A 20492-nucleotide genomic window follows, 5' to 3' on the forward strand; every position below is an offset into this window, starting at 1 on the left:
TCTCGGGAGAGCCTGCTCTCTACCCGACCGCGATCCCGACGGGCACCTGCTGGAACTCGCCACCCCCGGGGTATGGCCGAGTTACTGAGGCCGCTCTCGGGAGAGCCTGCTCTCTATCCGACCGCGATCCCGACGGGCACCTGCTGGAACTCGCCACTCCTGGGGTATGGCCGAGCTACTGAGAATGCTCTCGGGAGAGCCTGCTCTCTATCCGACCGCGGTCCCGACGGGCACCTGCTGGAACTCGCCACCCCTGGGGTATGGCCGAGCTACTGAGACCGCTCTCGATCAACTTCCGATGCAGGACGCTGAATTCCGCCGGGCAAGATCTTGCCCGCTGGGCAACTTTTTGCTCGATCTGGGCAAGATCTTGCCTAAACCAACTTAATCATTGTGGTGAGTATTTTTTCAATTTATTGATTTTTAAATGAAATGTGCCTATTGGCACAGGGCGTGCTCCTTTTAGGGTGTCCCTCGGACATTATCATTCAACGTCAAGGAGCAGACCCATGCCCACGCCGTGTTATATCAGCATCGAAGGCCAGACCCAGGGCAACATCACCGCCGGAGCCTTCACCCCCGAGTCCGTCGGCAACATCTACGTCGAGGGCCACGAGGACGAGATGCTGGTGCAGGAGTTCAAGCACATCGTCACCGTGCCGACCGACCCGCAGTCCGGCCAGCCCGCCGGCCAGCGCGCCCACAAGCCGTTCATCTTCACCGTGGCCCTGAACAAGGCCGTACCGCTGATGTACAACGCCCTGGCCTCCGGCGAGATGCTGCCCAACGTCGAGCTGAAGTGGTATCGCACCTCCGTGGAGGGCAAGCAGGAGCACTTCTTCACCACCTCGCTGACCGACGCCACCATCGTCGACATCAACCTGCGCATGCCCCACGCCCAGGATTCCAACAGCGCTGAATTCACCCAACTGATGGACGTGTCCCTGGCCTACCGCAAGATCGACTGGGAGCACACCGTCGCCGGCACCTCCGGCTCCGACGACTGGCGCGCCCCGATCGAGGCCTAAGGCCTCCTGAGCCCCACGCCATGTGGGGCTTCGTACCGCACATGGACGTTACTGGTGCCAGGAGATCCACTTTCATGTCCTCTCAACATCGTTGGCAGTTCACGCTGAAGATCGCGAGCCATTCCGACACCGATATCGCGGTCGTCGAGTTCACGCTTCACGAAATGATGTCCACGCCCTTCGAGGTCAATATTGCGTTCGCCAGCCGCGACGATGGCCTCGAGCCTGATTCACTGCTCGACCAGTACGCGACGCTCACCATCTGGGAACATGGTGTTCCGCAACGCCGCGTGCATGGTGTCGTGACCGAGTTCGCCCGCGGAGACCGCGGCCATCGTCGCACGCGCTATGACGTGGTGATCCGCCCGGCACTTTGGCGGCTGGCGCTTCGCCAGGATTCACGCATCTTCCAGAAGATCTCGCCTAACACCATCCTGACCCAGCTGTGCGAGGACATGGGCATCACCGATGTCGCCTTCGCCACGCGGCGCCAGCCATCCGAACGCGAGTATTGCGTGCAATACCGGGAAAGCCACCTGGCCTTTTTCGAACGGCTGGCCGCCGAGGAAGGGATCTTCTACTTCCACGAGTTCGAGGACGTGGAGGGCGGCATGCATCGCCTCGTGCTCGCCGACTCCCCGCAGGTTCTGATCAGCCTGGGAGAGCTGCCCTACCACCATCGGGCCGGCGGCACCGCCCCCCATGCGCACGTGCGCAGGCTGCGCCAGGTCGCGCGGCTACGTTCGAATGCCGGCACGCTCAAGGACTACACCTTCAAGAACCCCGCCTACGGCCTGCAGCACGCTCACCAGACCGGCGACGGTGGCCACTATGAGCACTACGACGCCCCGGGGCGTTACAAGGCCGATGCCTCCGGGGCGTCCTTCGCCCGCATCCGCCTCGAGCACCTGCGAGGCGATGCGGCAACGGCCGAAGCCGAAAGCGACATTCCGGCCCTGGCACCCGGCCATCGCTTCACCCTCACTCAGCACGAGACCCGCAGCCTCAATCGCGGCTGGCAAGTCATCGCGGTAACGCATCACGGCCAGCAGCCGCAGTCCCTCGAGGAAGACGCCGCCGACGCCAGCGGAATGACCCGCTATCACAACACCCTGAGCCTGGTGCCCGACGATCGCACCTGGCGGCCTAAACCCAACCCGCGCCCCCGGGTCGACGGCCCGCAAATGGCCTTCGTGGTCGGGCCGCCCGGTGAAGAGATCTATTGCGACGAGCACGGCCGCGTCAAGGTGCGCTTTCCGTGGGACCGCAACGCCCCCGGCGACGAGAAAAGCAGCGCCTGGCTGCGCGTCTCCCAGGGTTGGGCCGGCCCCGGCTACGGCGCCATGGCCATTCCGCGCATCGGCCATGAAGTCATTGTCTCCTTTCTCGAAGGAGACCCCGACCAGCCCATCATCACCGGCCGTACCTACCATGCGGTCAACACGCCGACGGACGCGCTACCCGCCAACAAGACGCGTACCAGCATCCGCACCCAGACCCACAAGGGCGACGGTTTCAACGAACTGCGCTTCGAGGACGAAAAAGACCGGGAACAGGTCTGGCTGCACGCCCAGAAAGACTTCGACCTGCTGACCCTCAACGACCGCACCGAGGACATCAAGCGCGATAACACCCTGCACGTCTATCGCGACCGCACCACCGACATCGACCGCGACGAGACCCACCTCGTCCACCGCCATGAAGTGCACACCGTGGACGGCAACGAAACCCATACCGTGCACCAGAACCGCCGCAAGACGGTCGACGGCAACGAAACCAATACCATCGGCAAGAACCAGTCGACCCAAGTGGGCAAGAACGCCTCCACCCGCATCGGCAAGAACAAGACCGAAACCGTCAACATGGCCTACATGCAAAACGTCGGCATGGGGCGCATGGAGAACGTCGGGCTCGGCTACAGCCTGAATGTGGGGGCGCTGATGAACACTTTCGTCGGGCTCAGCCAGACCAGCCAGGTCGGCCTCAATCACTCTCTCAACGTCGGTCGCAACATCACCCTCGAGGCCGGCAACCAGTTGACCCTGCAGGTCGGCAACAGCCGGTTGGTGCTCACCGAGGACGCGATCTACCTCGACGCCGGCGAAATCCACGTCAAGGCCGGCACCACAGTGCATGTCGACGGCCCCGATGACGTCTTGCTCAACACCGGCACCGCCCAGCCCGCACCGGGCAGCGAAGAGGAAAGCGATGGCCCTGAACCAAGCGACGTTAAGTCGCCGGGGTGGTAGCGTGGCGAAAATCATTAACCCAACATCGTTTCCCCATGCGCTGTATCGCAAGCTCGGCCCCGGCGACCAAGAGTATGACGTGGTGGTGGTACGCGCCACCTACCGCTTCACCGAAGACAACTGGCCACTGTTCGAAGCCAGCCAGCAGCAGCCGATTCGCTGGCAGCCCACGCTAGAGGGCGACAGCGACAACCTGTATGCCCAAGTCATCACCGACGACCGCGACGTGTTGCTCGGCAAACTCAGCACCGAAGTACACGTGCATGGCACCCTGCGCTCGCCCACTGGGCAACCGCGCAGCGCCTGGCAAGTCAGGGTACAGGTAGGCCCGGTGGACAAACGCCTGATTGTACGCGGGCCACGGGAGTTCCGCTGGCAGTTGCTTGGCGGTTGGCGGGTGACGCAAGCCGAACCGGTCAGCGAAGTGCCGCTGGACTACCGCTATGCCTTCGGCGGCCACTACAGCCTGCCCGACGAGGACGCCCTCACCAACACCCTCTACTATCCCGACAACCCCGTAGGGCGGGGTTGGCTACCGAAACGTGCCGACTATAAGCAGGTACCGGGCGAGGTCGCCCGGTACCTAAAATCCGACCTCAACGCCGTCACACGGCTACCCGCGCCTCAACTGGAAGACCCCGACTGGCTGGTCACCTCGCCCTTTGACCGCCCGGCCCCGGCAGGCTTTGGCCCCATCGCCCCCTGGTGGGCGCCCCGGGTCAGCTATCAAGGCACCTTCGACGACCACTGGAAAACCCAGCGGTTACCCTACTGGCCAGAAGACTTCGACGATCGCTTTCACCACAGCGCCCCGGCGGATCTGGTCGCCCCCGACTACCTGCGCGGCGACGAACTGATGATTCTCACCAACTGCCTGCCCAATAGCCGGGCGATCATGCTGGGAGACCGCCAACATTTTCGCCACCGCACCCGGTTGCCGGGCATCGCCCTGCACGCCCTTACCGACCATGCCAGCGGCCAGCGCGGCAATACCCCGCTAGCCCTCGACAGCGTGGTGATCGACCTGGATCGCGAAGACATCAGCCTCACCTGGCGGGCACTGTTCCCGCTCGATGACCCGCTCAAACAGGTACGTATCCGGCGCACACCACTGGCGGCGTTATCATCCACCGGAGGGGCACGCCATGTCGGATAACGCGCACGAACTGCCCCCGATGTGTGTCACCCCCGACGGCTTGTGCGAAGAGGGCGACGGCCCACCCGGTGCTGACAGCAGCACCCCACGCGATACCCAGGGAACGTCACCCCAGGGCGACGCCCTTACCGGGCAGGCCCGCCACGCTGGTAATGCGGATGCTCAATGGACAGCGTTGACCAGCTTTCCTGATTTTTGTCAGGTGGGTGACAAAATCATTGGCTTTGAGTCCAGAGCGACGCTCGGCAACCCTGTGAACTACTCGCCTAACGTGATCATCGCCGGGCAGCGCACCTACCGGGTCGGCGACCTGTGCCAAGGCACCGAGGGCAACGATGGGGCGGGGGTAGGCTCCGGCACCTCCCAGGGCAGTGGACACGTACTGTTCTTAACCGGGCAAGACAACGTCAAAGCCAACGGGCAACCGGTCGTCCGCGACGGCAGCGAATGCATGATCAACTGCAACGCTGGCGGGGTAGGCGGCGCCAAGGGCTATGTCCACACCAACACCGAGAGCGTCAACAGCCAGCCCGAAGAGCCCCGCGAACTCAGCGAAGCGGAGCGATTACAGCAACAGGCACAAGCCAACCTAGAACGTGCAGGTGAACTGCGCGAGGCGCTCAACAACAACCCCAACGGCAAAACCGCCGCCGAGGCCGAAGCGCTCTATGGCGAGGTGCAGCAATTAGCCAGCGAGACCCGCGCTCAACAAGACGCCCTGATGGATGCGCTAAGGGAAGGGCGTATCAGTAGTGACGACTATATCGAGAGCAGTCTTGAGGTCGACGAAGCGGCGAATCGTGCCGCCGGCATGCAGCAAGAAGCCGAACGGCAGGTGCGTTACACCTCCTCATCCGGCCGGTCGACCCGCGCAGCGGGCGAGTTTGCGGCCGAAATGGCGACGCCGTATGGCACGGCTGTGGATATCAAAGATACAGCGCAACTATGGAGCGAGGGCCGCTATCTCGCCGCGTCAGGAATGACCCTGCTAACGGCGGTATCGGTTATTCCGGGCGTCAGGCTGCTACGTAAGGCGGATGACGTCGCGGACGTTGCCCGGAGTACTGATAGGGCAGAAGATGCGGCGGGAAGTGCCAATCGCGGCGGGACGTCGGGAGATAGCGACGGGCTGCAGGTTAGCGCGAAGCAAGGAGGGGAAATTGTTCACCGGTTTGATAACGTTACGGATTTCAATCGGGCGGCTAACAATCCTCAGCCAAATGCGCGTTATGAATATGGTACATATGCTTGGGAAACTGATAATCTAGGTCGAGTCACGGAAGCTTCCGGAACAGTCCGGTTGGATGCGCTGGATGGCCGAGCAGGCACGGACGGCATTAGCACTAGCGTTATTGGAAAGGAAGGACGGCCAGGAGATGTAGGCTTCCACCTTATTGGTGATCAGTTCGGTGGGCCTACAAATAGATTGAATGTGGTTCCGGGTAATGGTGCGCGAGCAGATCCCAGCGGCCCGCCGAATTTGAACCAGGGCCAATATGGGAAATTTGAGCTCTCTATGAAGCGAGCTGCTCAAGATCCAGTAAATGCTGGGAGGAATATTGAAGTTAAAATTACCCCTCAGTATGCCAAAGGCAATGCCACTAATAGACCGGATGCTTTTGTTGCATCCTACCGCATTGAAGGCAAGAGACCTCGAAAATTTCGATTTAAGAATCAACAGGGTGGTTAAATGAGCACTGAGTTACAGAAAAAAATTGTACAAGAGATTGCAAGAAGCGCCCCCCCCGTATGGGATAAGCTAACTGTTAACATGGAAATTGATGACATTGATGGCGAAATAGTCAGCAGTGAAGAAAGCGATCTTTGGGTTAATGGAGAATCTAAAGAGCTTGATCTTACATTTGAAGCCTCTGAGTATTTTGAAAAGCTTCGTGAGATCATGACTCAGAACGATAGGGAAAACCGTGCTTGGACGATCTGTGATCTTGAAATCCAGAATAATGGTCAATTCAAATTTACGTTCTCATATGATGAACCGCCTAGACTGGCTACTTTGAAGGAGTGACAAAGAGAGCACTTAATATGCTGTGTCAGCTAGCTCACAGGTTGTACAGTGATGGTTATCACCTGACACATGCCCCCGTGGGTTCTCTATAGTTAAGCAGTGTTTTCTGTCGTTTTCCTGGGCTCCTTTTTCGTCGCCTTGGGGAGTCCCTTCTTGAAGACGGCATAGGGCGTCGCCCCCTTCATGTTGCGGCCCTGATGCGGCCGTTTCGTGTTGTAGATGACCAGATAATCGTCCAGGTCCTGCTGCATCTCTTCCAGGGCCTCGTACCACTTGGTGCGCCCCTGGATGCGGAAGTGCTCGTCCAGCAGGGTGCGGTGCAGAGCGCCCCCGGCCAGGCCGGCGCCGCGAGCGACAGCGAGCCGAGCTGGAACGCCGGCCAGGAAGCCGGCCGAGTCATCAGCGACAAGTGGGAAAGCGCCAAGTCGGCGGCCCGAACCGCCTGGGAGGCGCTGCCCTTCAGCGGCGATGCCGCCACCACCGCGGCTGCGCGGGAACGGGTGGTGCAAGGCGCCGTCGACACCTACCGAGGCCTGGACACCCTCACCGGCCCAAGCCCCCTGGATCTGCTCGACAGCGGCATCGGCCTGGCCACCGGTGACGCCGAGCGCGCCGCACGATACGGTGAGGAGTGGCAACGCACCGCGGACGCCTACGGCGGCATCAAGGACGCCGTGGTGGACGCCTGGCAAGAGGCCCGCGAGCGCAATGGCACCCTGGGCGCGATCGAGATGAGCGCCACGGTGTTTGCGTTCGAGCTTGTGGGCCCCAAGGGCAGCGGCGCGGCCAAGTCGGCCGCCGACCTAGCCGAGGCCGCGGGGGATGTTGGTCGGCATGCCCCCAAAAGACCGTCAGACGTTGCAACGGATGATGGGGTTCATATATCTTCTAATGCAGATATAAATCCGGACAAAAAAATCAATGGTCGAAAAACAATAAACTCCGAACCGCCTGAAAAGACTGTAGAAACCGCTGGAGGCATTGTTCAGTTCGACAAAGATGGTTTTCCTGATTTTACCCCCTACTCCCAAAAAACAGTTCGGGTTGAGGGTCTAAATGGAAGCATGGTCAACGATGTCCCCCTTGCCATGGAAAGGGCAGGAATCACATCTTATAATAAGAGCAAGTATGTATGGCACCACCACCAAGATGGCAAGACCATGATGCTGGTCCCAAAAAGCGTCCACTCGGTCAGAAATGGTGGGGTTGCACACACTGGTGGCAGAGCCGTCATCCAACATAACGCAAACAACCCTGACAGCTTGTTAACCTATCCATCACCGGATGAAATTTTCTGAAAGGATCTTAGAATGAAACAGCCCTCAAACATTACAACCATGGCAAGAAAGATATGGAAAGAGCCACTACACACAGAGCTTTCAAAAAAATATATAGACGTCTCTTTTTACAGAGAGCTAAAAAATAACATACCAGACTCAGCCATCGCCTTGGAAGAGGTATTCCCCATGAGCGAGCTTGAAGAAATATGGGAAAATTTCAAACCCTACTTAGAGCCGCATAAAATATTCCCCCTAATTGGAACCTTAGGCGAAACCGTTATATGCATTGGCTACGGCAAAGAGAATAGAGAAAAAATTTATTATTTCGACTTCGACTTCGGAAAAATTCCATTAAACAACGACAACCTAGATGACTTCATCGAAAAACTAAAAACCAAATAAAAATATGAGATCTTCAACCATGAAACTGAACATCAATACTCTGACAGCAGTCGCCACTGGCTTGGTAAAGCCTCTTTCGCCGTTCCCCTTTCTGCTCAGCCACCAGTAGATACATAGCATCGCTTTTCGAAAATCAAAAAGACGGCGGTTTCAATGACCAAATGCAACACATGACCCATCAGGCCGGTGTTGCCATGACCCATTGCTATCGCCATTTCCCTGCTGCAGGCCGAACCACCATCAGCAAGCGGTGATGGGAGCGACCTGAGACCAACTCCGCAGCGGCGATGAGCTGATCGACGTGATGGCGGACACCGATGTAGCCGCCAACCGCACCTAGGACTTACGCCCCGGACGTCATCGCGGCCGGGCGCGAACTCTATCGTGTCGGCGACCTGATCTGCGGCGTCCAGGGCGATGCCGGGTCCGGCATCGTCTCCGGCACCTCGCTGGGCAGCGGTCATGTGCTGATCACCGATGGCCAGGATAACGTCAAGGTCAACGGCCTGCCGATGGCACGCCACGACAGCGCCTGCCTGATCAACTGCAACGCCTCGGGCGTCGGCGGTGCTCCGGGCTATCTGACCACGCTGCGCCAGACGGTGCAGAGCGCCCCCGGCCAAGCCGGCGCCGCGAGCGACAGCGAGCCGAGCTGGAACGCCGGCCAGGAAGCCGGCCGAGTCATCAGCGACAAGTGGGAAAGCGCCAAGTCGGCGGCCCGAACCGCCTGGGAGGCGCTGCCCTTCAGCAGCGATGCCGCCACCACCGCGGCTGCGCGGGAACGGGTGGTGCAAGGCGCCGTCGACACCTACCGAGGCCTGGACACCCTCACCGGCCCAAGCCCCCTGGATCTGCTCGACAGCGGCATCGGCCTGGCCACCGGTGACGCCGAGCGCGCCGCACGATACGGTGAAGAGTGGCAGCGCACCGCGGACGCCTACGGCGGCATCAAGGACGCCGTGGTGGACGCCTGGCAAGAGGCCCGCGAGCGCAATGGCACCTTGGGCGCGATCGAGATGAGCGCCACGGTGTTTGCGTTCGAGCTCGTGGGCCCCAAGGGCAGCGGCGCGGCCAAGTCGGCCGCCGACCTGGCCGAGGCCGCGGGGGATGTCTCGCGACGCACACCGGACACCCCCTCACGGGCCCCCGAGGGCGATGGCGTTCATATCTCGAGAAACGCCACCAACCATCAGAAGGGGGCCTTCGGCGAGGCACGGGCCCACGAGACGATGACCCGAAACGGCATGACGCCGGTGGGCCGCACAGACGGCAAGTATGTCCCTGGACAAACCGGCATCGACGGCCTTTACCGCCATCCCGACCCGCCGCCGGACTTCGTGGTCACCGAGGCCAAGTTCGGTCGGGCTCGCCTGGGTAAACTGGCCGATGGCACCAAGCAGATGGATGATTTCTGGGTGGAGGAAAGGCTTGCTGATGCAGTAGACCCCAAAGCCAACCCAGCCCTATACGACGAGCTTATGGAGTCTTGGGAAACAGGGCGTGTCGACAAGTACCTGGTGCGGGTGAAGCATAACGGCAGCGCCCGGGTAAGGCAGCTCGATGAGCGGGCCCGAGTCATCGGCACCCCAAAGGGATTTTAACCTTCAAGGAGTCAATACCATGCTACGCGAGACCACGCGTCGGAAAGAAGACCTCGACGAATATATTCGGTTCTTCTCGGAGAGCACCCGCAAGCGTAAAGAGCGACGCGATCGACCGGAGCAACTGCCGCCGGAAGGCAAAGTGAAGGCAGCCTCCGGCGTATTCTCGCAGACGCTCGATCTCATGGTCGCCCGTTATTCGCGCGGCGACGATCTGGCCAGTCTTTGCGACGACCTGCCCGGCCTGCTCGAGCAGCGCGAAGCGCTACTGCACTACCTCGATGCCTTGCCCGAGGAGAATCAAGAGTACCGCGTTCAGTATGAGCGTTTAAGTCAGTCAAGGTATATTCACTATTGCCGCTGGCTGACCTTTGCCGCCTGCCTCGGCGCCGATCAGGCGCATATCGACCGCGCCCTGGCACTGATCGACAACGCCGGCGTCGATGCGCTGTTCGATCGCATCGCCATCGCCCTGGGCGATCGTGAGCGTCCGGTGGCCGACGGCCTGCTGTATCCCAAACCTTATGCGCCACTTTTTGAGGCGTTGGATGCAGCCCCCGTTCAGCAGGGCAAGCTGATCACAAAATTCCTCGATGGTTATGCCAAGACTATTTATAAATGGGGCCTAGGGTTCATGACGATGCCCGATGATGATGGTCCCTATCATCCCGGTGACTGGTGCTTCGAGGCCGCCCTCGTGGTCAAGCTGTTTGGCATCGACGATAGCGATTTCCGCGAGCATCCCCTCTATCCCGCCGCCCTGGTGCATGGAGACCCTGCATGAGTGCCGATGCTTTGATGCGCGACACCCGCAAGTCGCCTGCCTACTTCAGCGCCTTGCTGAGCGAGCTCGAGGTCGGCCTGCAAGGCGAGCCCACCGATCCGGTCAACCGCCTGCCCGATGACCGGGTGCGAAGCGCCTGGCAGCTCTTCGAGGGCAGCCTGTATGGCCTCATCGCCCGCTACTCGCAGGGCGATCCCCTGGAGAGCCTGCGCCCCCGGCTGGACGAGGTGCTCAGACGCCGCGAACAGCTCGCCGAGTTCGGCGACAAGCTCCCGGAACGCCAGCAGGTCATGCGACGCTCGCTGGAGCAGTTCGACAGCCGCTTCGAGACCTTCGACACCTACCTGTATCATCTTTGGTGGTGGTCGCTGGCCGTCTGCCTGGATGTCGGCGAGGATTACCGTCGGCGCATGCTGGCCGTGACCGGCAACGTCGGTCAGGACGCACTGTTCGATCGGCTGGCCCAGGCGCTGGGCGATCGCGACCGCCCGCAGGCGGATCGCCTGAACTATCCCCACCTTCATGCGCCACTGCTCGAAGCGATCGAGGCGCCCGCCACGCTGCGCCCTCACGCCCTCAAGCGCTTCCTCGATGGCTGGTATGCCGGATGTGAAGCCGCCGCCTGGTACGACAACCACCTCAAGGAGGATGACGAGTTCGAGCTGACGGATTTCTACGTGGGCTACTGGTGCTTTGAAGCCGCGCTGGTCGTCGCACTCTACGAAGTGGACGACACCGAACTGTGCCATCACCCCTGCTACCCGGCCGACCTGGCGGCGCAATATCGGGCATCGACCAACAGGCGTTGATCCGCCGGGAGCGGCCATATCGCTGGCCCAACGGCCGGCGATGCCCTTTGTCGCTCCTCGCCCCTCAAGAATGGGCGGACTGTGTCTCGTATCACGGCAATAAAACCGGTGGTGGTGACAATCCCTGGACAAACCGGCATCGACGGCCTCTATCGCACCCCTCCGCACAAGCGGCCGCCGGACTTCGTGGTCACCGAGGCCAAGTTCGGTCGGGCTCGCCTGGGTAAACTGGCCGATGGTACCAAGCAGATGGATAACCGCTGGGTAGAGCGTAATCTTGCTAAGGCCGTGGACGATGATCCAGTGCTCTTGGATGAAGTTCAAGCGTCTTGGGATGCTGGCCGCATCGATAAGTATCTGGTGCGTGTCAAACCTGACGGCTCATCCCGGGTAAGGTTGCTAGATGACAATGCTAGAGTAATAGGCGATGCCCCGGATTTTTAAGTAAGAGGGAGATAAACGTATGCTGCGCGAAACTTCACGTAAAAAAGAAGATCTGGACGAGTACATTCGGTTTTGGACTGAAAGCAACCAAAAGCGGAAAGATAGGCGTGATCACCCAGAACAATTACCGCCAGAAGGCAAGGTAAAGGCAGCTTCAGGAGCATTTTCACAAACGCTCGACCTAATTGTCGCCCGTTATTCACGTGGGGACGATCTGGTGGCTCTCCGTGACGACCTACCTGGGCTGCTTGAGCAGCGTGAAAAGCTGCTTTACTACTGCGATGCACTACCCGAAGAAAAGCAAGAAAATCGCGTGATGTATGAACGCTTGAGCGATGGGGCTTATATCGAGTACTGTCGCTGGCTGACCTTCGCCGCCTGCTTGGGCGCCGATCAGGCGCATATCGACCGCGCCCTGGCACTGATCGACAACCCCGGCGTCGATGCGCTGTTCGATCGCATCGCCATCGCCCTGGGCGATCATGAGCGTCCGGTGGCCGACGGCCTGCTGTATCCCAAACCCTATGCGCCACTTTTTGAGGCTCTGGATGCAGCCTCCGTTCAGCAGGGCAAGCTGATCAAGAGCTTCCTCGACGGCTATGCCAAGACCGTCAAAAGCTGGGGCATCGGCATCATCAGCAAGGGCACGGAGCCCTATCATCCCGGCGACTGGTGCTTCGAAGCCGCCCTGGTGGTCAAGCTGTTCGGCATCGACGATAGCGCCTTCCGCGACCATCCCCTCTATCCCGCCGCCCTGGTGCATGGAGATCCGGCATGAGCGCTCCCAGCATCGCCCTGCGCGACACTCGCAAGTCGCCCGCCTACGTCACCGCCGTCGGCGAGCGTTCACTGCCGTCTTGGCGCTGGGGGGCTGACGCCTTCCCTCACGTCGGCGCGGCGTGCTCGACCATCAGTTGCAGCGATTCGCGGCCGCGCCAGCGGTTGCGGTTGAGCTTGTAGGCGCAGTGAAGCCGGTCGCCGACCCCGAAGGCCGGTACCTCTCCCGGGGTCAGCGCCCGGAACCAGATCGCCCTGGTCGCCACCGGGCCGGCCGAGAGCTCCATCATCAGGTGATTGCCCTCGGCGCCCACCGGGCGCAGCGATTCCACCAGAAACGCCCCTTCGAACAGCGGCGGATCGAACTCGCGGCCGTAGGGCCCGAGCGCCTCCAGCTCGTCGAGGGTGGCGAGACTCATCTGAGCCGGTTCCAGTTCGCCGTCGGTGAAGATCCTGGGGAACAGCTCGGTGTCGCCGAGCTGCTCGCCTACCGCCTGCAGGAAGGCGGTGCGGAAGGCCTCGAGCGCTTCTACCGGTACGCCGACGCCGGCGGCGCCGCGATGGCCGCCGAAGCGCGGCAGCGCCTCGGGGGCGAGCTCGAAGGTGCGCTGCAGAGCATCGCGCAGGTGCAGCGCCTCGATGGAGCGCCCCGAGCCGGTCAGCATGCCGGCCTGGGCAGCCGGGGTCAGCACCAGGGTCGGCCGGCCGAAGGCCTGCACCAGCCGTGACGCGACGATGCCCTGCACGCCGGGATGGCCATCCTCGAGGAAGACCACCAGCGCCGGCGCGTTATCGGCGAGCTGCGGCCGGGCCAGCGCCCTCGCCTGCTCGGCCATGTCTGCCTCGATCGCCTTGCGCGACTGGTTGTCCTGATCGAGCGTCTCCAGGTGCCGCGCCGCCGTGGCATCGTCCGTCGCGAGCATGAAATGCAGTGCGGCGTAGGGGTCGTCGAGCCGCGAGCGGGCGTTGATCCGCGGGCCCATCTGGAAGGCCAGGGTCTCGGCGTCGAAGGGCACGCTGTCGGCGCCCAGCCGCTCGGCCATGGTCCGCCAGCAGGCCGCCTCCATGCGATTGATCAGCACCAGACCCTGGGTGACCACGGCGCGGTTGGCCGCGCTGCCGCCGAGCGACACGCAGTCGGCCACGGTGCCCAGCGCCACGTAGGAGAGCCAGGGCGACAGCTTGGGCGTGGCGGCCGACAGCACGCCCCACTCGATCAGCACCGAACGGGCCAGCGACATGGTCAGCCAGGCGACCATGCAGCCGGCGATGGTCGGGTCCGGGTAATCGCAGTCGTCGCGGGTCGGGTTGACGGTGGCGAAGGCCGAGGCCGGCGGTCCCTCCACCGGCAGCGCGTGGTGGTCGCTGACCACCACGTCGATGCCGGCGGCCTTGAGCCGGGCGATGCGCGGCTCATCGGAGCTGCCGCAGTCGGCGGTGATCACCAGGCTCGGCCGCGGCGAGAGTTTCAGGGTGCGCTCCACCAGCGGCAGGCTGATGCCGTAGCCGTCGTGGATGCGGTGACCGATCAGGCTATGCAGCCTGGCCTCGGGCACGCCGAACAGCTCGTTCAGGGTGCGGCGGATCACCACGTGGGAGGTGATGCCGTCGACGTCGTAGTCGGTGAGGATGCCGATATGCTCGCCCTCGACCACCGCCTGGGCGATGCGCTCGGCGGCCGGGCGCGCGTCCTTGAGGCGCTCGGGATGCGCCAGGTGGCGCAGGCTCGGCGACACCAGCGGGGCGAGCTCGCCAGTATGGCCGGGCAGGCGCCCGGCCAGCACGCGGGCCTGCAGCGGCGTCAGCCCTTCGGCCAGGGCGCGGGCCTCCAGGGCCTCGTCGCGGGGACGCGGCAGGATGCGGGGCGTCAGCGAAGCGTCGGATACGGGCGTCTGGGTAGCGTCCACGGAAACTCCTGGAGGTGACGGCAAGACGCCCGGCGAACCGGGCGTCATGGGTGCAACGGCGATGGCGGGGAGCCGCCGGGGACGGACGCCCCCGGATCGGCTTCCGCATCGGGACCGACTTAGCGCCGATTCTCAGCCACGAACCGCTGCACGGCGGCGAGCTCGGCCGGCAGCACGCTGTAGCGCTCCTCGCGCTCCAGCAGGTCGTCCATGTGCGGCGGCAGCGGCACGCCCGGGAAACCGGCCTTGACCACCGCCTCGGCGAACTTGGCCGGATGCGCGGTGGCCAGGGTGACCATCGGCACGCTCTCGTCGCCGCGCTCGCGCTCGGCGGCGCGATAGCCGGTGGCGGTGTGCGGGTCGAGGATCTCCTGGGTGCGGTGATGCGCCTCGCGAATCACCTCCAGGATGGTGGCGTCGTCGATGCTGTGGCTGGCGAACATCTCGCGCAGCCGCGCCAGCGGCGCATCGGACAGCGCCGAGGGCTCGTCCTGGAAGCGCTCGAGCAGCGCGGCCACGGCGTCGCCGTCACGCTGGTAGGCTTCGAACAGCAGGCGCTCGAAGTTGGACGACACCACGATGTCCATGGACGGCGCCAGGGTCGCGACCAGCTCCTTCTTGGAGAAGTCGTTGTCGGCCAGGGTGCGGTGCAGGATATCGTTGGCGTTGGTGGCGATCACGAAGCGCTCGACCGGCAGGCCCATGCGGTAGGCCATGTAGCCGGCGAAGACGTTACCGAAGTTGGCCGACGGCACGCAGAAGCTCGCCTTGCGGTGCGGCGCGCCGAGCGCCACGGCGGAGGCCACGTAGTAGACGATCTGGGCCATGATGCGCGCCCAGTTGATCGAGTTCACCGCCACCAGCCGGGTGCCGTTCAGGAAGTCCTGGTTGGCGAAGCTGGCCTTGACCATGGCCTGGGCGTCGTCGAAGTTGCCCTCGATGGCGACGTTGAAGACGTTGTCCGCCAGTACGGTCGTCATCTGGCGACGCTGGACCTCGGACACCCGCTGGTGCGGATGCAGGATGAAGATGTCCAGGTTGTCGCAGTGGCGGCAGCCCTCGATGGCGGCCGAGCCGGTGTCCCCGGAGGTGGCGCCCATGATCACCGCGCGCTCGCCGCGCTTCTTGAGGAAGTGGTCGAGCAGCCGGCCGAGCAGTTGCAGGGCCACGTCCTTGAACGCCAGCGTCGGGCCGTGGAACAGCTCGAGCAGGAAGTGATTGGCGTCGAGCTGGTTCAGCGGCACCACGGCGTCGTGGCTGAAGGTCGCGTAGGCGTCGCGGACGATCTCGCGGAAGGTGTCGTCATCGATCTCGCCGCCCACGTAGGGCTGCATCACCCGGAAGGCGATCTCGGCGTAGGAACAGCCAGCCATGTCGGCGAGCTGCTCGTGGCTGAGCTGGGGAACGGCCTCGGGCACGTAGAGGCCACCGTCGCTGGCCATGCCGGTGAGAACGACCTCCTCGAAGGACAGCGCGGGCGCCTGCCCGCGGGTACTGATATAGCGCATCATTCCACTCCGTGGGACTCGAGCTACGGGCTACGGGCTACGGGCATATCGCTGCCCGCCGCCCGCTGCCAAAGGCTCGCGGCCGATGGTTATTGGTTCTCGTCCAGCGACTCGACGCGAATGCGAGTGACGGAGCCGGCGATATCGGCCATGGATTCGATCTTGCGGATCGCCTCGTTCATCTGCTTTTCGCGAGTGCGATGGGTCATCAGGATGATCGGCACCAGTTCGCCCTCGGTGGCCTCCTTCTGGATCAGCGCCTCGATGGAGATGCCTTCCTCGGAGAGGATGGTGGCGACCCGTGCCAGCACGCCGGGGCGGTCTACCGCCAGCAGGCGCAGATAGTACGCCGTGCTGATCTCTTCCATGGCCAGGATCGGCGGCTGGTCGGCGTTCTCGCCGATGCCGCTGAAGGCCAGGTAGGGCACCCGGTAGTGGTGATCGGTGGTGATGTCGCGGGCGACGTCGAGCACGTCGGCCACCACCGCCGAGGCGGTCGGCTCGGCGCCGGCGCCGGCGCCGTAGTAGAGGGTCGGGCCCACGGCATCACCCATCACGGCGATGGCGTTCTTGACGCCATGCACGTTGGCCAGCAGCCGCTCCTTGGGAATCAGCGTCGGGTGGACGCGCAGCTCCAGGCCGTCATCGGTGCGCTTGGAGATGCCCAGGTGCTTGATGATGTAACCCAGGTTATCGGCCTGCTCGACGTCCTCGGCGGTGACCCGGGAGATGCCCTCGGTGTAGGCCTTCTCGAACTGCAGCGGCACGCCGTAGGCGATGGAGGCCAGGATGGTCAGCTTGTGGGCGGCATCGATGCCTTCCACGTCGAAGGTCGGATCGGCCTCGGCATAGCCCAGCGCCTGGGCCTCGGCGAGCACGTCCTCGAAGGCACGGCCCTCGTCGCGCATGTGGGTGAGGATGAAGTTGCCGGTGCCGTTGATGATGCCGGCCAGCCACTCGATGCGATTGGCCCCCAGGCCCTCGCGCAGCGACTTGATCACCGGAATGCCGCCTGCCACCGCGGCCTCGAAGGCCACGATCACGCCCTTCTCATGGGCGGCCTTGAAGATCTCGTTGCCATGCACCGCGATCAGCGCCTTGTTGGCGGTGACCACGTGCTTGCCGTTTTCGATGGCGGTCAGCACCAGCTCCCGAGCCACGTCATAGCCACCGATCAGCTCGACGACGACGTCGATGTCGGGGTTGGCGGCCACTTCGAAGACGTCCTGGGTGCTCTTGATACCGGTGACGTCACACTCGGGGTTGGGGGTTCGGTAGGCCACCTGCTCGATGACGATGGGACGCCCCGCCCGACGTGCGATCTCGTCGGCGTTGCGCGTCAGTACGTTGAAGGTCCCGCCCCCGACGGTGCCCAGGCCACAGATTCCCACTCTCACCGGTTTCAATGTCATTCCCCTCGTTACTGGCGTGTGTCACAGCGATGTCGGCCCCAAGGGCCCCCGCACTCGATGGCGCGGCTATTGATCGTTCAGGCCCAACATGGCCGCCAGGCGCTCCGCCGGCACGTAGCCGGGCACCAGGCGCCCATCGGGCAGGACGATGGCCGGCGTGCCCTGCACGCCGAGCTCCATGCCCAGATGATACTGTGCCTCGACCGGATTGTCGCAGGTCGTGTCACCCTCGAGCGCCCCGTCGCGCTTGGCTGCCGACATGGCCTCGCTCGGATTGTCCGAGCACCATACTTGCTGCAGTTCCCGAGCGCCCGGCGAGTTCATGCCACCGCGCGGAAAGGCCAGGTAATCCACTTCGATACCCATGGCATTGAGGCGCGGCACTTCTTCATGCAGGTGACGGCAATAGGGGCAAGTGGTGTCGGTAAACACCGTGACCCGTGCCCGCGGCTCGTCGGTGCCGCGAAACACGACCCGCTCGTCGTCGGGAATCGCGGCTATCCTGGCGGCACGTTCGGCATTTTGTGCCTGCTCGGTCAGGTTGACCAGACCACCCTGGGCGTTTTCGTAGAGGTCCCCGACCAGGAAATAGTCGCCCTCGGCATCGGTGTAGAAGCGCTCGCCGGTCTCCAGCCGCACCTCGTAGAAACCTGCCAGCGGCGTTGGCTCGATGCGCTGCACCGGCATGGACTGGCCATCGACCTCCAGATGCTCGGTCAGCCGCTCGATGACCGGGTCCTGGGCCATGGCGGAGAGGGACAGGGTGGTGAGAGCTCCGGCGACAAGGGCACGTGTGGTTCGTCTCATGTTTCAGCCTCGGGGGTGATGATCGGCGTGCAGGGCCTCGAGCCGGGCCTGCGCCACATGGGTATAGATCTGGGTGGTCGAGAGGTCACTGTGACCCAGCAACAGCTGTACGACACGCAGGTGGGCCCCATGATTCAACAGATGGGTGGCAAAAGCGTGGCGCAGCGTGTGCGGCGACAACGGCCGGTCGATGCCGGCGACCAGGGCATGCGCCTTGATCCGGTGCCAGAACGCCTGCCGGGTCAGGCAGGCATCACCGCGGCCGGGGAACAGCGCCGGACGCGTGGGATCGCTCATCAGCGCCGGGCGGCCGGTGCGCAGATAGCGCGACAGCCAGTCCACGGCCTCCTCGCCGAGCGGGACCAGCCGCTCCTTGTCCCCCTTGCCTCGCACCCGCACCACACCTTGGCGCAGATTGACGGCATCGGTGGTCAGCCCCACCAGCTCGCTGACGCGCAGCCCGGCGGCGTAGAGCACCTCGAGCATGGTGCGATCGCGTAGCCCAAGCTCGCTGTCGAGGTCCGGCGCAGCGAGCAGTCGCTCCACCTCGTCCTCTTCCAGGGTATTCGGCAGCGAAGGCCTGGCCGGCGGTAGACGCACCTCGGCGAGCGGGTCGTGGTCGATACGCCCCTCGGCCAACGCCCAGCGATAGAAACGCCGCAGGCTAGACAGCAGCCGGGCATTGCTGCGCAGCTTGTAGCCGCCCTCACGGCGCTCTTCCAGCCAGGCTGGCAGGGCATCGGAACCGGGCGCCAGCAGAGTCGCGTCATGCGCCTCGAGCCAGCGAGACCAGGCCGTGAGATCGCGGCGGTAGGCCGCCAGGGTGTTGTCGCTGGCGCCCTGCCCCAACCACAGATCGTCGAGGCAGGCCTCGATCAACGCCACGGCATCATCACCGACCGTCATGCCGCCTCTCCTCGGACATCCCTGAACGACGAAACCCCGCCCCGCGGCTGCGGTGACGGGGTTTCGATGTCACGCGGACTGACAAGCCGCGTCACCACTGGCCGGTGAGGCGTTGCCTCAGGCCAGCTTTTCCTTGATGCGGGCGGACTTGCCGCTGCGCTCGCGGAGGTAGTACAGCTTGGCCTGACGCACGTCGCCGCGACGCTTGACGCTGATGGAGTCGACCAGCGGGCTGTAGGTCTGGAAGGTCCGCTCGACGCCGACACCGTGGGAGATCTTGCGCACGGTGAAGGCGGAGTTCAGACCGCGGTTGCGCTTGCCGATGACCACGCCTTCGAAGGCCTGGAGACGCTCGCGGTTGCCTTCCTTGACCTTGACCTGGACGATCACAGTGTCACCCGGGGCGAATTCCGGCACTTCCTTGCTCATCTGCTCGGCTTCGAGCGCCTGGATCACCTTGTTCTTGCTGCTCATGACGATAACTCCTCGATAACATACGTTGACTCGCCGGTCCGGCAGTGGATGGCCGGCGAATCGTGATCCCGGCGCTCGAACGCGTCGAGGCACGGGAGTGCTGTTGGTGACACAGGTCCGTCGCCCCTCGGGGCACGTCCTGCACCTCCGCCCTGGCCTATCGGGTGGCCAGCGCGTACTCCTCGATGAACTCCTTCAGCAGCGCCTGCTGCTCGGCGCTCAGCGTCCTGCCCTCGAGCAGGTCGGGCCGCCTGAGCCAGGTCCGCCCCAGGGACTGCTTGAGCCGCCAGCGCCGAATGGCGCCATGGTGGCCGCTGAGCAGAACGTCCGGCACTCGTCGTCCGTCGATGACCTCGGGACGCGTGTAGTGCGGACAGTCCAGCAGTCCGTCGTTGAAGGAGTCCTCGACCGCGGAATCCTGGTGGCCCAATACGCCGGGCACCAGCCTTGCCGCGGCATCGATCAGCACCATGGCCGGCAGCTCGCCGCCGCTCAGCACGTAGTCGCCGATCGACCATTCCTCATCGATGTCGGCTTCAACGACCCGTTCATCGATGCCTTCGTAGCGTCCGGCCACCACCACCAGAGGGGGACCTTCCGCCAGTTCCTGCGCGCCGCGCTGATCCAGCTGCCGCCCCTGGGGCGAGAGATAGATCACTTTCGGGCGTTGCCCGGTCGCTTCCTCGGCCCGCTCGCGGGCGTCGTGGATGGCCGAGCGCAGGGTATCGACCTTCATCAGCATCCCCGGGCCGCCGCCGTAGGGGCGATCGTCCACGGTGCGATGCCGATCGGTGGCGTAGTCCCGGGGATTCCAGAACTCCAGGGCAATATGCCCCTTCTCCACCGCTCTGCCCGTCACGCCCTGACGGGTCAGCGCCTCGAACATCTCGGGGAACAGCGATACCACGCCGACCCACATGGA

The 20492-nt window shown here is 63.4% G+C and carries 19 protein-coding genes and 1 pseudogene; 12 read left to right on the forward strand and 8 right to left on the reverse strand.

Annotated elements, in window-relative coordinates; genetic code table 11:
• The first annotated feature begins 509 nt into the window (after positions 1 to 509).
• The 5 genes from ACGTN6_RS09470 to ACGTN6_RS09490 all read left to right on the forward strand — a co-directional run bounded on the left by ACGTN6_RS09470 (position 510) and on the right by ACGTN6_RS09490 (position 6459).
• A complete protein-coding gene (locus tag ACGTN6_RS09470; protein WP_379812983.1) occupies positions 510 to 1028 on the forward strand; it encodes an Hcp family type VI secretion system effector in 519 nt (172 codons plus the stop codon).
• Between the two features lie 74 nt (positions 1029 to 1102).
• Complete coding sequence (locus tag ACGTN6_RS09475; RefSeq protein WP_394591199.1) at positions 1103 to 3277, forward strand: type VI secretion system Vgr family protein; 2175 nt, start codon at positions 1103 to 1105, stop codon at positions 3275 to 3277.
• Between the two features lies 1 nt (position 3278).
• Positions 3279 to 4433 (forward strand): DUF2169 family type VI secretion system accessory protein, encoded by a 1155-nt coding sequence (locus tag ACGTN6_RS09480; RefSeq protein WP_394591200.1) that lies wholly within the window; start codon positions 3279 to 3281, stop codon positions 4431 to 4433.
• Positions 4423 to 6123 (forward strand): DNA/RNA non-specific endonuclease, encoded by a 1701-nt coding sequence (locus tag ACGTN6_RS09485; RefSeq protein ID WP_394591201.1) that lies wholly within the window; start codon positions 4423 to 4425, stop codon positions 6121 to 6123. Before ACGTN6_RS09480 ends, ACGTN6_RS09485 begins: the two co-directional genes overlap by 11 nt.
• Positions 6124 to 6459 (forward strand): immunity protein YezG family protein, encoded by a 336-nt coding sequence (locus ACGTN6_RS09490; RefSeq protein ID WP_394591202.1) that lies wholly within the window; start codon positions 6124 to 6126, stop codon positions 6457 to 6459.
• Between the two features lie 92 nt (positions 6460 to 6551).
• Here ACGTN6_RS09490 and ACGTN6_RS09495 read toward each other — a convergent pair.
• Positions 6552 to 6782, reverse strand: a pseudogene (locus ACGTN6_RS09495) (IS3 family transposase); the annotation flags it as partial.
• Between the two features lie 408 nt (positions 6783 to 7190).
• Between ACGTN6_RS09495 and ACGTN6_RS09500 the strand changes: the two are divergent.
• The 7 genes from ACGTN6_RS09500 to ACGTN6_RS09530 all read left to right on the forward strand — a co-directional run bounded on the left by ACGTN6_RS09500 (position 7191) and on the right by ACGTN6_RS09530 (position 12557).
• Entirely contained in the window at positions 7191 to 7757 is a 567-nt protein-coding gene (locus ACGTN6_RS09500; protein WP_394591248.1) for an HNH endonuclease, read from the forward strand.
• 12 nt (positions 7758 to 7769) lie between these two features.
• Positions 7770 to 8141, forward strand: coding sequence for an SMI1/KNR4 family protein (locus ACGTN6_RS09505; RefSeq protein WP_394591203.1), 372 nt, complete (start codon positions 7770 to 7772; stop codon positions 8139 to 8141).
• Between the two features lie 464 nt (positions 8142 to 8605).
• The gene (locus ACGTN6_RS09510; protein ID WP_394591204.1) at positions 8606 to 9742 is read left to right on the forward strand and encodes a hypothetical protein; all 1137 of its coding nucleotides are present in this window, start codon (positions 8606 to 8608) and stop codon (positions 9740 to 9742) included.
• 19 nt (positions 9743 to 9761) lie between these two features.
• Complete coding sequence (locus ACGTN6_RS09515) at positions 9762 to 10526, forward strand: PoNe immunity protein domain-containing protein (protein WP_394591205.1); 765 nt, start codon at positions 9762 to 9764, stop codon at positions 10524 to 10526.
• Positions 10523 to 11335: a PoNe immunity protein domain-containing protein gene (locus ACGTN6_RS09520; protein WP_394591207.1), complete on the forward strand. Its 813-nt coding sequence runs from the start codon at positions 10523 to 10525 to the stop codon at positions 11333 to 11335. The genes ACGTN6_RS09515 and ACGTN6_RS09520 overlap by 4 nt, the downstream gene beginning before the upstream one ends.
• Positions 11336 to 11416: 81 nt before the next feature.
• Positions 11417 to 11779: a hypothetical protein gene (locus tag ACGTN6_RS09525; protein ID WP_394591208.1), complete on the forward strand. Its 363-nt coding sequence runs from the start codon at positions 11417 to 11419 to the stop codon at positions 11777 to 11779.
• A gap of 19 nt (positions 11780 to 11798) precedes the next feature.
• Positions 11799 to 12557 (forward strand): PoNe immunity protein domain-containing protein, encoded by a 759-nt coding sequence (locus ACGTN6_RS09530; protein ID WP_394591209.1) that lies wholly within the window; start codon positions 11799 to 11801, stop codon positions 12555 to 12557.
• A gap of 106 nt (positions 12558 to 12663) precedes the next feature.
• Here the strand turns inward: ACGTN6_RS09530 and ACGTN6_RS09535 are convergent, their stop codons facing one another.
• The 7 genes from ACGTN6_RS09535 to trmD form a co-directional block, all read right to left on the reverse strand.
• On the reverse strand, positions 12664 to 14463 hold the full coding sequence (locus tag ACGTN6_RS09535) for a single-stranded-DNA-specific exonuclease RecJ (RefSeq protein ID WP_394591210.1): 1800 nt from the start codon (positions 14461 to 14463) through the stop codon (positions 12664 to 12666).
• 119 nt (positions 14464 to 14582) lie between these two features.
• Positions 14583 to 15971, reverse strand: coding sequence for a threonine synthase (gene thrC, locus ACGTN6_RS09540; RefSeq protein WP_394591249.1), 1389 nt, complete (start codon positions 15969 to 15971; stop codon positions 14583 to 14585).
• 89 nt (positions 15972 to 16060) lie between these two features.
• Positions 16061 to 17377, reverse strand: coding sequence for a homoserine dehydrogenase (locus tag ACGTN6_RS09545; RefSeq protein ID WP_394591250.1), 1317 nt, complete (start codon positions 17375 to 17377; stop codon positions 16061 to 16063).
• Between the two features lie 72 nt (positions 17378 to 17449).
• The gene (locus tag ACGTN6_RS09550; RefSeq protein ID WP_394591212.1) at positions 17450 to 18190 is read right to left on the reverse strand and encodes a DsbC family protein; all 741 of its coding nucleotides are present in this window, start codon (positions 18188 to 18190) and stop codon (positions 17450 to 17452) included.
• 3 nt (positions 18191 to 18193) lie between these two features.
• Positions 18194 to 19096: a site-specific tyrosine recombinase XerD gene (gene xerD / locus ACGTN6_RS09555; protein ID WP_394591213.1), complete on the reverse strand. Its 903-nt coding sequence runs from the start codon at positions 19094 to 19096 to the stop codon at positions 18194 to 18196.
• A gap of 117 nt (positions 19097 to 19213) precedes the next feature.
• A complete protein-coding gene (gene rplS / locus ACGTN6_RS09560) occupies positions 19214 to 19570 on the reverse strand; it encodes a 50S ribosomal protein L19 (protein WP_183389110.1) in 357 nt (118 codons plus the stop codon).
• A 157-nt stretch (positions 19571 to 19727) separates the two neighbouring features.
• The gene (gene trmD, locus ACGTN6_RS09565) at positions 19728 to 20489 is read right to left on the reverse strand and encodes a tRNA (guanosine(37)-N1)-methyltransferase TrmD (protein WP_394591251.1); all 762 of its coding nucleotides are present in this window, start codon (positions 20487 to 20489) and stop codon (positions 19728 to 19730) included.
• Positions 20490 to 20492: the final 3 nt, after the last annotated feature.

Source organism: Halomonas sp. B23F22_20, from assembly GCF_043496985.1.
In the GTDB taxonomy this organism is placed as follows: domain Bacteria; phylum Pseudomonadota; class Gammaproteobacteria; order Pseudomonadales; family Halomonadaceae; genus Halomonas.